Raw genomic sequence first — 13,546 nt, forward strand, 5'->3', positions numbered from 1 at the left:
AAAACCGACGTCTTCAAGTGCTCTTTTGCCGCGAGGATGTTGACCCCGGTAATGAATGAAGGTAGCTCTGGATGCCAGCCGTCAAAGTAAAAGAGAACGAACCCTTCGACGTAGCTCTGCGTCGTTTCAAGCGCTCCTGCGAAAAAGCCGGTGTACTGGCTGAAGTTCGTAGCCGCGAATTTTACGAGAAGCCAACTTCTGAGCGTAAGCGCAAAGCAGCAGCCGCTGTTAAGCGTCACGCCAAGAAAGTTCAGCGCGAACAGCGCCGCGCCGTTCGTCTGTACTAATACACAGACGTTCGTAGCAAGCTTCTGCCAAGCCCGGCCCTCAGCCGGGCTAATGGCATTTGCGGACAACGCTTGATGCTTCACCGTCAAAGCCGCAGACGCGACCGAGACAAACCTGCTTCACAGCGTCAGACCTGGCTCTTTTGCCAGCGGTGCACGTCTTTTCTGACGAGCCTTCCAAGGCTACTGACGAGCACACCCACTGATTCCTCTCACGACGATCAGCCCAAGGCACCTTCTTGCGTGCCCGCTTATGAGCTATCCGAGGCCATCGACTGGCCGCAGCGGATTCAGCGAAACACTTTCAAATAGTCGAATACTGATTGGTATTAACGTCAGTGGATTTTCGGCAGATACACTTCCCGACAGCGATTACGCAGACGACACTGGTCGAGCCGCACACTTTGCGCGCCTCAAGCAATGACCCGCGTTCGCCGGCCCTTCGTTTTGGGTCCATTTCAGCGCAGATGACGAGACCGCCATGGCCGGGCTAATTCCCCAGAGCTTCATTGACGACCTTCTGAACCGCACCGACATCGTCGATGTGGTCAGCTCGCGCCTGCAACTGAAAAAGGCCGGCAAGAACTACACTGCCTGCTGCCCGTTCCACAAAGAAAAAACCCCTTCTTTCAGCGTCAGCCCCGACAAGCAGTTCTATTACTGCTTCGGCTGCGGTGCTGGCGGTAACGCCCTCGGCTTCATGATGGACCACGACAACCTGGACTTCATCCAGGCTGTCGAAGAACTGGCCAAAGCCGCCGGCATGGAAATCCCCCGCGAAGAAAGCGGCCGGCCGCACAAACCGCGGCAGCCAACCGACTCGCCGCTGTACCCGCTGCTCACTGCCGCCGCCGATTTCTATCGCCAGGCACTGAAAAGCCATCCGTCGCGCAAAGCCGCGGTGGATTACTTGAAGGGTCGCGGGTTGACGGGCGAGATCGCCCGGGACTTCGGCCTCGGCTTCGCTCCGCCCGGCTGGGACAACCTGTTCAAGCACTTGAGCAGTGACACCCTGCAACAGAAAGCCATGGTCGATGCCGGCCTGCTGATCGAAAACGCCGAAACCGGCAAGCGTTATGACCGCTTTCGCGATCGCGTGATGTTTCCGATCCGCGACAGCCGCGGGCGCATCATCGCTTTCGGTGGCCGGGTATTGGGCGATGACAAACCGAAATACCTGAACTCACCGGAAACCCCGGTATTCCATAAAGGCCAGGAACTCTACGGCCTTTATGAAGCACGCAAAAACAACCGCAACCTCGACGAAATCATCGTCGTCGAAGGCTACATGGACGTCATCGCCCTCGCCCAGCAAGGCCTGCGCAACGCCGTCGCCACACTTGGCACCGCCACCAGCGAAGAGCACTTGAAGCGTCTGTTTCGCGTCGTGCCCAACGTTTTGTTCTGCTTCGACGGCGACCAGGCTGGCCGCAACGCCGCATGGCGAGCACTGGAAGCCACCCTGCCCTGCCTGCAAGACGGGCGACGGGCGCGCTTTCTGTTTCTACCCGAGGGCGAAGACCCGGATACGCTGGTCCGCTCTGAAGGCACCGATGCTTTCCGCGCGCGGATCAACCAGCACGCGCAGCCATTGGCAGACTACTTCTTTCAGCAACTGACCGAGGAATCGGACCCGCGCTCGCTCGAAGGCAAGGCCCACATGGCCACCCTCGCGGCGCCGCTGATCGACAAGGTTCCGGGCGCGAACCTGCGGATCCTCATGCGCAAGCGCCTGTCCGAAATTACCGGGCTCAGTGGCGAAGCGGTGACCCAGCTGGTGCAAAGCGCACCTCAGGACGCGCCGCCCGCTTACGATCCGGGCATCGATTACGACGCGATGCCGGATTACGGCGATTACCATCAGCCGCAGGCACAAGAGATGTACGTGCCGCAGCAGGAATGGACACCGAAGAAACCCGGCGCCGGCGGCAAGAAATGGGACAAGAAACCGTGGGATAAAAATGGCAAGCGTGGCGGTGATCGCGATCAACAAAGCGCCCCGCGCACACCGATTGCCGTGGAAGCCCCGACCCTGATTGCGCTTCGCACGCTCATTCATCATCCGGAACTGGCTGGCAGGGTAGAAACCGCCGATCACTTCGCCAATGAGAGCAACACCTACGCGCAATTGCTGGTGGCCCTTATCGAGGCCGTGCAAAAAAATCCTAAGCTAAACTCAATTCAGTTAATGGCCCGCTGGCACGGGACGGAGCAGGGACGTCTTCTCAAAGCATTGGCGGAAAAGGAATGGCTGATTGAAGGCGGCAACCTTGAACAACAGTTTTTAGACACCATTACTAGGCTATCAGCCGGTCAACACACCGATAGCCTGGAAGCACTTATCAGAAAAGCAAGACAGCCGGGATTGACCGCAGAGGAAGCAAATCAGATCGCAAATCAGATGCGCGACCTATTAAAACGCAATATGACTGTACCAAACCCGACCTCAACTGGCGCGTGAGGTCATAGCTCAGGTATAATCCTCGGCTTGTTTTTTGCCCGCCAAGACCTTCAGTGGATAGGGTGTTATGTCCGGAAAAGCGCAACAGCAGTCTCGTATCAAAGAGTTGATCACACTTGGTCGTGAGCAGGGCTACCTGACTTACGCGGAGGTCAACGACCACCTGCCGGAGGATATTTCAGATCCGGAACAGGTGGAAGACATCATCCGCATGATCAATGACATGGGGATCAACGTATTCGAGGTTGCGCCAGATAAGGATTCCCTTATGCTGGCCGACGCCGATACCGACGAAGCCGCGGCCGAAGAGGCAGCAGCAGCGTTGGCAGCGGTCGAAACCGACATCGGTCGCACCACCGACCCGGTGCGCATGTACATGCGCGAAATGGGTACGGTAGAGCTCCTGACACGTGAAGGCGAAATCGAAATCGCCAAACGTATTGAAGAAGGCATCCGCGAAGTGATGGGCGCAATCGCGCACTTCCCTGGCACGGTTGACCATATTCTCTCCGAATACACTCGCGTCACCACCGAAGGTGGCCGCCTGTCCGACGTCCTGAGCGGTTATATCGACCCGGACGACGGCATTGCGCCGCCTGCTGCAGAAGTGCCGCCGCCAGTCGATCCGAAAGCCGTGAAAGCGGACGACGATACCGACGACGATGACGCCGAAGCTTCGGATGACGAAGAAGAAGCCGAAAGCGGTCCGGATCCGATCATCGCCGCACAGCGTTTTGGCGCTGTCGCTGATCAGATGGAAATCACCCGCAAGGCTCTGAAAAAGCACGGTCGCAACAACAAGGCAGCTATCGCTGAACTGTTGGCCCTGGCTGAGCTGTTCATGCCGATCAAACTGGTGCCGAAGCAATTCGAAGGCCTGGTCGAGCGTGTTCGCAGCGCCCTGGATCGTCTGCGTCAGCAAGAGCGCGCGATCATGCAATTGTGCGTGCGTGATGCCCGTATGCCGCGTGCCGACTTCCTGCGCCAGTTCCCGGGCAATGAAGTTGACGAAAGCTGGAGCGACGCTCTGGCCAAAGGCAAAAGCAAATATGCTGAAGCCATTGGTCGCCTGCAGCCGGACATCATTCGTTGCCAGCAGAAGCTGACCGCGCTGGAAACCGAAACAGGTTTGACGATCGCCGAGATCAAGGACATCAACCGTCGCATGTCGATCGGTGAGGCCAAGGCCCGCCGCGCGAAGAAAGAGATGGTCGAAGCGAACTTGCGTCTGGTGATCTCCATCGCCAAGAAGTACACCAACCGTGGCCTGCAATTCCTCGATCTGATCCAGGAAGGCAACATCGGTTTGATGAAAGCGGTAGACAAGTTCGAATACCGCCGCGGCTACAAATTCTCGACTTATGCCACCTGGTGGATCCGTCAGGCGATCACTCGCTCGATCGCCGACCAGGCCCGCACCATCCGTATTCCGGTGCACATGATCGAGACGATCAACAAGCTCAACCGTATTTCCCGGCAGATGTTGCAGGAAATGGGTCGCGAACCGACCCCGGAAGAGCTGGGCGAACGCATGGAAATGCCTGAGGACAAGATCCGCAAGGTATTGAAGATCGCTAAAGAGCCGATCTCCATGGAAACCCCGATCGGTGATGACGAAGACTCCCATCTGGGTGACTTCATCGAAGACTCGACCATGCAGTCGCCAATCGATGTTGCTACCGTTGAGAGCCTTAAAGAAGCGACTCGCGAAGTCCTGTCCGGCCTCACTGCCCGTGAAGCCAAGGTTCTGCGCATGCGCTTCGGTATCGACATGAATACCGACCACACGCTTGAAGAGGTTGGTAAGCAGTTCGACGTGACCCGTGAACGGATTCGTCAGATCGAAGCCAAGGCGCTGCGCAAGCTGCGCCACCCGACGAGAAGCGAGCATCTGCGCTCCTTCCTCGACGAGTGATCACAAAACCCCCGGCCCAGGCCGGGGGTTTTGCTTTATGCAGATTAAATCCCCCGCACTTCCCTCCCGCCGAATTGCCCGTCTACACTCGAAACATTCCCCCGAGCCATAACGAGACCGTTATGCCCAGACTGCCGACCGTGCTTTTTTTGCTGTCGCTGATGACCTGGACCGCAACGGCTGGCGCGCTGACTCTGACCGACGAAGAACGTAGCTGGTTGACGGCCCACCCTGACTTACGCTTGGGTGTCGATGCGTCATGGCCACCCTTTGAGTTTCGTGACGATCAGGGCCGCTATCAGGGCCTTGCGGCGGATTACATCGACCTGATTCGCCAACGCCTGGCCATCAAGCTCACGCCCATCGAGCCTGTGAGCTGGACGGCTGTGCTTGAGCAGGCCAAACAAGCGAAACTGGACCTGTTGCCGGGCATCATGTCGACCCCGGAGCGTCAGAAATACCTGGCGTTTACGCGCCCCTACCTCGACTTTCCGATCGTCATCCTTGCCCACGTCGGAGGCGCTCAACCGCACAAGCTTGAAGAGTTGTACGGCCTGAAAATCGCCGTGGTGGAAAACTACGCGCCTCATGAACTGCTGCGCACTCACCACCCTGACCTGAATCTGGTGGGCATGCCCAATGTCAGTTCGGCCTTGCAGGCACTGGCGACCGATGAAGTGGACGCGGTGGTCGGCGATCTCGCTTCCAGCGTCTGGAGCCTGCGCCAACTCAAGCTCGATGGGCTCTATGTCAGCGGCGAGACACCCTATCGCTATCAACTGGCCATGGGCGTGCCTCAGAACAAGAAGATTCTGGTCGGCATCCTCGACAAAGTCCTGGCAGACATGACACCGGCAGAAATCAGCGCCATCCAGGAACATTGGGTCGGTAACGTCCTCGATCATCGAACCTTTTGGTCCGATCTGATCGTTTACGGCCTGCCGGGGTTGCTGTTGCTGATCACCGTGCTGGCGGTGGTCATCCGGATCAATCGCCGACTGAGTTCGGAAATCTCCCGCCGCGTCGATCTGGAACAGGAACTGCGCAGCAGCGAATACCATTATCGCGGGCTGGTGGAGAGCCTTTCGGCCATTGCCTGGGAAGCGCGGATCACCGATTTCACCTACAGCTATGTGTCGCCCCACGCCGAAGAATTGCTTGGTTATCCCCTGTCCCATTGGCTGATTCCGGGGTTCTGGCGCAACATCATCCACCCCGCCGACCTGACCCGCGCCCAGACCTTCTGCGATCACGAAGTCCTGGCCGGGCGCGATCACAGCCTCGACTACCGGGTCATCACCGCCGACGGCCGTTGCCTGTGGGTGCGCGACATCGTCAGCCTGATCGAGCACGGTCATGAGCCGGTGATGCGCGGGCTGATGATCGACATCAGCGAAACCAAGCGCACCGAAGAGGCATTGCGCCTGTCGGAGCAGAAGTTTGCCTCGGTGTTCCAGCAATGCCCGGACATTCTGGTCATTGCGCGGTTGTCGGATGGCTGCCTGCTGGAGGTCAACGAAGCGTTCGAGGAGCAGATTGGCCTCAAAGCCGAGGAAGTCATCGGTCAGACCGCCACCGACCTGAACATCTGGGGCATACCCGGCGTTGGGCCAGGTCTGTTGCAACGCTTGCAGGCCGGCAGCATCCGTAACCTGGAGATGCCCTTTCGCCGCAGCAATGGCCAAGTGTTTACCGGCCTGATCTCCGCCGAACCTTTCGACCTCGACACGACCCCGGCGTTGGTGGTGGTTGTGCGCGATATCAGTAAGCTCAAGGAAACCCAGCAACAGCTGCAAACGTCCGAAGAGAAATTCGCCAAAGCCTTCCACGCGTCCCCCGACGGTTTGCTGCTGTCCCGGCAAAGCGATGGCTTGCTGCTGGAGGTCAACGAAGGCTTCAGCCGCATTACCGGTTTCAACAGTGCGATGTCGGTGGATCGTTCGGCGCTAGAACTGGGGATCTGGGTCAACCTCAACGAACGCAAACAGATGCTCGACCTGCTGCACCGGGATGGTTTCGTCCGTGACTTCAGTTGCCATATCCGCCGCAGCGACGGGCAGATCCGCCTCTGCGAGGTGTCCAGCCGACCGCTGCCGATCGGCGATGAAGACTGCATGCTGACCATCGCCCGGGACATCACCGAGCGACACCTGATGCAGGAAAAACTGCAACAAGCCGCGACGGTGTTCGAGAGCACCGCCGAGGGGGTTTTGATCACCGACACGCAGCAACACATCAGCGCGGTCAACCGCGCGTTTACCGAAATTACCGGCTACAGCGAAAGCGAAGCACTGGGCCACACCCCGCGCCTGCTTGCCTCAGGCCTGCATGACAGCGCCTTCTACGCCGCCATGTGGCATCAACTGACCGCCGAAGGCCATTGGCAGGGCGAGATTTCCAACCGGCGCAAAAACGGCGAGTTGTACCCGAGCTGGCTGACCATCAGCGCCGTGCGCAACCGCGACAAGTTCATCACCCACTTTGTTGCCGTGTTTGCGGACATTTCCAGCCTGAAGCACGCGCAAGCCAAACTCGATTATCAGGCGCACCACGACCCGCTCACCGGCCTGCCCAACCGCACACTGTTCGAAAGCCGGCTGCTGACCGCGCTCAACAACCAGCAGGAAAACGGCGGCCAGGGCGCGGTGTTGTTCCTCGACCTGGACCGCTTCAAACACATCAACGACAGCCTCGGCCACCCGGTCGGCGACCTGCTGCTCAAGGGCATCGCCGTGCGTCTGAAGGAGCAGTTGCGCGATATCGACACCGTGGCGCGGCTGGGCGGCGACGAGTTCATCATCCTGCTGCCAGGCCTGCAGCAATCCACCGACGCTGACAATATCGCAACCAAGTTGCTCAACTGCTTCAGCGCGCCATTCCAGGCGGGCGAGCATGAGTTCTTCATCAGCGCCAGCATCGGCACCAGCCTGTATCCCAAAGACGGCTGTGACGTCGCCACGCTGGTCAAAAACGCCGACGCAGCGATGTATCGCTCCAAGGCCAAGGGCCGCAACCGGGTCGAAAGCTATACCCGCGACCTGACCGCCCAGGCCAGCGAGCGCGTCGCACTGGAGCACGAGCTGCGCCGTGCCATCGAGCGCAATGAGCTGTCCCTGTGTTACCAGCCCAAAATCAGCCTGGAGGACCATCGCCTTGTCGGCGCCGAAGCGCTGATCCGCTGGCATCACCCGACCTTCGGCGCCGTGCCGCCAGAGCACTTCATTCCGCTGGCCGAAGAGAACGGGATGATCCTGCAAATCGGCGACTGGGTGCTCGAGACCGCGTGTCGGCAGATGTACGAATGGAATCAGACCTATGAATGCCTCGGCCCGCTGTCGGTCAACCTCGCAGGCGCACAACTGCGTCAACCCAACCTGCTCGGCCGGATAGAACAACTGCTCAAGGACAACGGCCTTCAGCCTGGGTTATTGCAACTGGAAATTACCGAGAACTTCATCATGAGCCAGGCCGAGGAAGCGCTGGCGGTGCTGCATCAACTCAAACACCTGGGTGTGCAACTGGCCATCGACGACTTCGGCACCGGCTATTCCTCCCTGAGCTACCTCAAACGCCTGCCGCTGGATATTCTCAAGATCGACCAGTCTTTCGTCCGCGGCCTGCCGGATGATCCCCACGATGCGGCAATCGTTCGCGCCATCATCGCGCTGGGCCGCAGCATGCAATTCACCGTGATAGCCGAAGGTGTCGAGACTCTGGCGCAGCAACTATTTCTCGCCGAAGAAGGCTGCGAACAGATTCAGGGCTACATCGTCAGCTTGCCGTTGCGGGCGGACGAATTCGCCGCGACGTTTCTTCGTATAGCCGTATCGGATTTTTCGGATAGCACAGCCGAGAAACCGTCGCTATAATCCGCGGCCTACTGAGGGCCTATAGCTCAGTTGGTTAGAGCAGAGGACTCATAATCCTTTGGTCCACGGTTCAAGTCCGTGTGGGCCCACCAAACAAAAAAGCCGCGCTTAATGCGCGGCTTTTTCGTGTCTGTGCGGGTGCTTTTTGCAGTGCTGATTTTTTAATTCGCTCAGTTCGCGAAATTTTCGATCTTTACCTGTCCCTCAGGAAAGGTCGCGATGATTTCCAGCTCGCCCCCCATTGCGCGTATGTAGTTGCGCAGCGTGCTGATGTACATGTCTGTACGTCGTTCCATCCTGGAAATCGCCGCTTGATTGACATGCAGCATCTTGGCCAGTGTTTCCTGGCTCAACTCCTGGGCCTTACGCAGCTCGTGCAGGGGCATTTCCTTCAGGTGCTGCTGGAACAACCGCTCTGCGTTTGCGCGAGACTCTGGCGTCATACGAGCTTGAAGTTCAGCAAATTTTTTAGCCATCGTTGCGGCCCTCTTTACGCAATGTTTCCAAATGGTCGTCATACAGTTTTTCAGCCAGCGGGACATGCTCGTCATACCAACGGTTTTGCCCGGTTTTATCCCCTCCGATTAAAAGTAACGCGCATCGGCGTGGATCAAACGCATAAAGCACGCGAATGGGACGACCGGCATGCTGGACCCGCAACTCTCGGAGGTTGCCCAGTCGTGAACCTTTAATGTCGCTGGTATGTGGGAAACGCAGGCCCGGGCCGAGTAACCCAAGCAGATCGACGCTGGCTGACACCGAGGACTGCTCTTTCGCGTCCAACCTCTCCCACCAGTGTTCAAATTCATCGGTGTATTCAATTTCCCAACCCATACCAATATGCCACCCAAGGAATATGATCTCAAGGGAATAACTTTAGGCATTAGCGACCGTGCGGCCACCTTGGTTGCCAATGCAATTGTTAAGGGCGGTTTCGAGCGGGATGTGGGTGTTCGGCTTCTGGCGTTTGGTTTTGTTTACTTCAGGTGGCGCAATATCGGATGACGCCTACGCCAAAGACACCGACCGCCACGCTTGGGCCGCGCATTACCTGACGTCGATGAGCAAAGCCGTGGTCGATGATGTGATGAAGGTGCTGGAGCGCGGACCTGATCGCGCCAATACGAAGTCCGAAAAATAGCGGCCAATTGACCGTGGAATGAGCCCCGAGAATTCGGGGCTTTCACAGGATGATCGGTGGCGCGTTGTCTTACGCCCAAACACCCAACGATGGAATGGCCTGCACTGGCCGCAACCGCTCAAGCATTTCACGCGTAAACACCACCTCATACGTATCCGCCGCCCTGCCCCACTGCTCCACGATGACCATGCCGTCGACCAACACGCGCCCCAATTCGGTAATCGTGTCCGCCAGGTCCTCGACGATTGCTTGAGTCCGGCCCCACATGCGATCAGTCATCGCTTGAAGCTCAGCCGCAATACGGTCAGATGACGTGGGGTCCGTATCGGGACAGGTGATGTTGCGCAGCAAATGCTGAAGCTCTTTTACTTTTGCATAATCCTGTTCCGCCCCCAGCGCACCTTTCAGGATGCTGACGGCTTTCGTCTTGTCGACGCGATTCCCGGACCGATGTGTCGAAGACAATGTCTGCCCCATGGCGCCAGCCATCAGGACCATTATTCGGGCTTCCACGTGCGCTTTCATTGCTTCCATCGATGAAATCGGGCGCGCCAGGGTAATGGCAGCGCCTCCTTGATGCCGCAAGTCCATGGTCACGGACAGGGTCACGCCGCCGGTTGCAAACCCCAATGCGCGGGCCACGACGTAGTGGCCCATTTCGTGATGGGCAATCTGCAACGCACGATCGCGTATGGCTGAAGGCATCTGCTTCGTCATCTCCGTCTCCTTGCATCCCTCGACTTAGTATTCGACTACGAGTGGCGATTGCTGTCCATCCTGTGCGTTGCTGGCTTCGGGTCGGTTCGCTCAACAAAAAAAAGCCGCGCAATCGCGCGGCTTTTTCGTACGTGCGATTCAGCCTTTACTCAGGCAAGGCATACGCAATCACGTAATCCCCACGATCCGTTGACTGACGCGCACCGCCCACCGTCAGCAGGATGTACTGCTTACCGGTTTTCGGCGAAACATACGTCATCGGACCCGACTGGCTACCCACCGGCAAACGCGACTTCCAGATCTCATTCCCGTTACCCGTATCGAACGCCCGCAGGTAGAAATCCTGGGTGCCGGCGAAGAACAACAGGCCGGACTGGGTGGCCAGGGAAGCACCGAGGGTCGGCATGCCAATCGGTATCTGCAAATGCATGCGGATACCCAGCGGGCCGGTGTCTTGCACGGTGCCGACCGGGACTTGCCACATCAGTTTGTGGGTCTTGAGGTCGATGGCGGACATCGTGCCGAACGGCGGCTTCTGGCACGGAATGCCCACCGCCGAGAGGAAGCGTTCGCGCATCGCCCCGAACGGTGTGCCTTCCTGTGGCACGACGCCCATTTCGATACCGCTGGCCCCGGCGGCGATCTTGTTGCGCGGGATCATGTAGTTGGCCAGGCCCAGGCGCATGTCGTTGACGAACATGTAGTTCGTGTTTGGATCTACCGAGACGCTGCCCCAGTTCATGCCGCCCAACGAGCCCGGGAATTGCAGCGCGCGGTCCATGCCCGGTGGGGTGTAGACGCCTTCGTGGCGCATGCCTTTGAACTGGATGCGGCACATCAACTGGTCAAACGGCGTGGCGCCCCACATGTCGGCTTCGGTCAGGGTCTTGTTGCCGATGGACGGCATGTCCACCGAGAACGGCTGGGTGGGCGAATAGCGTTCGCCGGGCACACTACCTTGCGGAACCGGGCGCTCTTCGACGCGCGCGATTGGCACGCCGGTTTCGCGGTTGAGCAGGAAGATCTCGCCTTGTTTGGTGACTTGCGCCAAGGCTGGCTGCAGGCCGCCCTTGTCGTCCGGCACATCGTACAGCAACGGTTGGGCCGGCAGGTCGAAGTCCCACAGGTCGTGATGGGTGGTCTGGAAGTGCCAGCGCACCTGACCGGTCTTCACGTCGATGGCGACGATGGACGAGCTCCACTTGTCATCGAATGCCGTGCGTTGGCCGCCGAAGAAGTCTGGCGTGGCGTTGCCGGTGGGCAAGTAGACCAGACCGAGTTTGGCGTCGTAGGACATGGCCGACCAGACGTTTGGTGTGCCACGGGTGTAGGTCTCACCAGCCGGTGGACGTTTGGTGGTGTTCGGATTGCCCGGATCCCACGCCCACACCAGTTCACCGCTGCGTACATCGTAAGCGCGGACCACACCTGGCGGCTCGCCGGTGGAGTAGTTATCGGCCACACGGCCACCGACGATTACCACGTCACCTGCGACCAGCGGGGTCGAGGTTTGCTGGTAGTAACCGGGCTTCACTTCACCCATGTCGGTGGTCAGATCGACCGTGCCTTTGTTGCCAAACTCTTCACACGGCTTGCCGGTCTCGGCATTGATCGCGATCAGACGGGCATCGCCGGTCGGCAGAAACAGACGTTTCGTACAGGCAGTCGGCTGGATGTCCGAAGACGCAGGGGTTTCGGAGTAACCCAAGCCACGGCAACGCTGCCAGTTTGGCGCAGTACCTTGCGGGTCGAACTTCCAGCGTTGGGCGCCGGTGTCGACGTCCAGCGCGAAGACTTTGCCGTAAGCGGTGCAGGTGTAGACCGTGTCGCCGATTTGCAGCGGGGTGTTCTGGTCTTCAGCGCCAGCGCCGGTGCTTTGCGGGATGTCGCCGGTGCGGAAGGTCCACGCCACCTGCAACTTGTCGATGTTGCCTTTGTTGATCTGGTCCAGCGCGGCAAAGCGGTTGCCAGCGGTGGTGTTGCCCCAATGGGCCCAGTCTTTCTGTTCGGTACCCGGAGCAACCGGCGTAACAGCCGGTTCAATGCTGGCCTTGACCACATGGGTCGGCACGAACATGTAGGCCATCGTTGCGACAACGCCGACGCCCAGGATACCGGCGAGGCCATAAGCGCCACGGCCGGCAGTCGCGCCTGAAGCACGGACCAGCGTCGGATAGATCAGCGCAACGACCACGCCGATCACGGCGAAGGTCAGCACGCGCGAGACCAGTGGCCAGTATTCGAAACCGGTGTCCCATACGGCCCAGATCGCGGTAAGCATCAGCGCCACGCCATACAGCCACGCACCTTGCGGCTTGCGACGGGCGATCATCAGCCCGGACACCAGCATCGCCAGGCCCATCAGCAGGAAATACCAGCTGCCGCCCAGCGAGACCAGATAACCGCCGCCACCGGCCAGGCCGAGTCCGATCAACGCAATCAGGACACCCAGCCCCGACAGCAACCATTTGCCGCCGCCGGCAGCCCCAGAATTATTCATGTCGGTAATTTTCCCCATTTGTGACAAGCGCGGAATAATGTACTACCTAGTTACTTATGGCAAATTGTCGCAGGTAAAAATGGCATGAACGGTACTGAGGCTAGATCAAACATCCGGTATGCGAGCGGTGCTGTAACATGTTGAGCCATTGATTTGTGTTGCTGGAGACGACCATTGCCTGACACTCGCCCGCCCGTTCTTGACGAAATCGACCGCCAATTGATCGCGGCCCTGCAAATCAATGCCCGTGAAAGCGTGGCCATGCTCGCCCGGCAATTGGGCATCGCCCGCACCACTGTAACGTCGCGGCTGTCGCGCCTGGAAAAGGCCAGGGTCATCACCGGTTACGGCGTGCGCTTGGGCCAGCGTGTGGTGGACGGCGGATTGCAGGCGTACGTCGGGATCACGGTGCAACCGCGCTCTGGCAAGGAAGTGTTGCGGCGCTTGAGTGCGATGGCTCAGGTTCAGCAGTTGTGTGCGGTGAGTGGCGAATTTGATTATGTGGCCTGGTTGCGCACTGATTCGCCGGAGCAACTGGATCAGTTGCTGGATCAGATCGGAAGTGTGGACGGGGTGGAGAAGACGACCACGTCGATCATTCTCAGCAGCAAGATAGATCGCGGCCAGCCGGTTTAACGCCGACCAAGGTGGGAGCG

The 13,546-nt window shown here is 58.9% G+C and carries 9 protein-coding genes, 1 tRNA gene and 1 pseudogene; 7 read left to right on the plus strand and 4 right to left on the minus strand.

What is annotated here, in order from left to right:
• The first annotated feature begins 71 nt into the window (after positions 1 to 71).
• The 5 genes from rpsU to J4E42_RS05890 all read left to right on the plus strand — a co-directional run bounded on the left by rpsU (position 72) and on the right by J4E42_RS05890 (position 8,624).
• A complete protein-coding gene (gene rpsU, locus J4E42_RS05870; protein ID WP_002551877.1) occupies positions 72 to 287 on the plus strand; it encodes a 30S ribosomal protein S21 in 216 nt (71 codons plus the stop codon).
• A 481-nt stretch (positions 288 to 768) separates the two neighbouring features.
• Positions 769 to 2,748, plus strand: coding sequence for a DNA primase (dnaG, locus tag J4E42_RS05875; protein ID WP_008027037.1), 1,980 nt, complete (start codon positions 769 to 771; stop codon positions 2,746 to 2,748).
• 67 nt (positions 2,749 to 2,815) lie between these two features.
• A complete protein-coding gene (gene rpoD, locus J4E42_RS05880; RefSeq protein ID WP_008027035.1) occupies positions 2,816 to 4,663 on the plus strand; it encodes an RNA polymerase sigma factor RpoD in 1,848 nt (615 codons plus the stop codon).
• 122 nt (positions 4,664 to 4,785) lie between these two features.
• A complete protein-coding gene (locus tag J4E42_RS05885) occupies positions 4,786 to 8,532 on the plus strand; it encodes a bifunctional diguanylate cyclase/phosphodiesterase (RefSeq protein ID WP_008027034.1) in 3,747 nt (1,248 codons plus the stop codon).
• A gap of 15 nt (positions 8,533 to 8,547) precedes the next feature.
• Positions 8,548 to 8,624: transfer RNA gene (locus J4E42_RS05890), tRNA-Ile, on the plus strand.
• Between the two features lie 78 nt (positions 8,625 to 8,702).
• Here the strand turns inward: J4E42_RS05890 and J4E42_RS05895 are convergent.
• On the minus strand, positions 8,703 to 9,008 hold the full coding sequence (locus J4E42_RS05895; RefSeq protein WP_008027032.1) for an XRE family transcriptional regulator: 306 nt from the start codon (positions 9,006 to 9,008) through the stop codon (positions 8,703 to 8,705).
• Positions 9,001 to 9,366 (minus strand): type II toxin-antitoxin system RelE/ParE family toxin, encoded by a 366-nt coding sequence (locus J4E42_RS05900; protein WP_207284810.1) that lies wholly within the window; start codon positions 9,364 to 9,366, stop codon positions 9,001 to 9,003. Before J4E42_RS05900 ends, J4E42_RS05895 begins: the two co-directional genes overlap by 8 nt.
• A gap of 166 nt (positions 9,367 to 9,532) precedes the next feature.
• Between J4E42_RS05900 and J4E42_RS05905 the strand changes: the two are divergent.
• Positions 9,533 to 9,673, plus strand: a pseudogene (locus J4E42_RS05905) (DUF3077 domain-containing protein); the annotation flags it as partial.
• Positions 9,674 to 9,742: 69 nt separating this feature from the next.
• Here J4E42_RS05905 and J4E42_RS05910 read toward each other — a convergent pair.
• On the minus strand, positions 9,743 to 10,390 hold the full coding sequence (locus J4E42_RS05910; protein ID WP_207284811.1) for a peptidase M41: 648 nt from the start codon (positions 10,388 to 10,390) through the stop codon (positions 9,743 to 9,745).
• Between the two features lie 145 nt (positions 10,391 to 10,535).
• Positions 10,536 to 12,890 carry a glucose/quinate/shikimate family membrane-bound PQQ-dependent dehydrogenase gene (locus tag J4E42_RS05915; RefSeq protein WP_207284812.1) on the minus strand — a complete coding sequence of 785 codons (2,355 nt, stop codon included), beginning with the start codon at positions 12,888 to 12,890 and terminating at the stop codon, positions 10,536 to 10,538.
• Between the two features lie 174 nt (positions 12,891 to 13,064).
• Here J4E42_RS05915 and J4E42_RS05920 point away from each other — a divergent pair, with 174 nt between their 5' ends.
• Positions 13,065 to 13,526, plus strand: a complete 462-nt coding sequence (locus tag J4E42_RS05920; protein WP_008027020.1) for an Lrp/AsnC family transcriptional regulator — start codon at positions 13,065 to 13,067, stop codon at positions 13,524 to 13,526.
• Positions 13,527 to 13,546 lie beyond the last annotated feature (20 nt).

The sequence above is a fragment of the Pseudomonas sp. FW300-N2A2 genome (genome assembly GCF_017351735.1).
Classification (GTDB): domain Bacteria; phylum Pseudomonadota; class Gammaproteobacteria; order Pseudomonadales; family Pseudomonadaceae; genus Aquipseudomonas; species Aquipseudomonas migulae.

Coding starts and splice junctions, on each gene's coding strand:
- J4E42_RS05900 (WP_207284810.1), bottom strand. CDS start 9,366: ATGGGTTGGGAAATTGAATACACCGATGAATTTGAACACTGGTGGGAG.
- J4E42_RS05885 (WP_008027034.1), top strand. CDS start 4,786: ATGCCCAGACTGCCGACCGTGCTTTTTTTGCTGTCGCTGATGACCTGG.
- rpoD (WP_008027035.1), top strand. CDS start 2,816: ATGTCCGGAAAAGCGCAACAGCAGTCTCGTATCAAAGAGTTGATCACA.
- rpsU (WP_002551877.1), top strand. CDS start 72: ATGCCAGCCGTCAAAGTAAAAGAGAACGAACCCTTCGACGTAGCTCTG.
- J4E42_RS05910 (WP_207284811.1), bottom strand. CDS start 10,390: ATGACGAAGCAGATGCCTTCAGCCATACGCGATCGTGCGTTGCAGATT.
- J4E42_RS05895 (WP_008027032.1), bottom strand. CDS start 9,008: ATGGCTAAAAAATTTGCTGAACTTCAAGCTCGTATGACGCCAGAGTCT.
- dnaG (WP_008027037.1), top strand. CDS start 769: ATGGCCGGGCTAATTCCCCAGAGCTTCATTGACGACCTTCTGAACCGC.
- J4E42_RS05915 (WP_207284812.1), bottom strand. CDS start 12,890: ATGAATAATTCTGGGGCTGCCGGCGGCGGCAAATGGTTGCTGTCGGGG.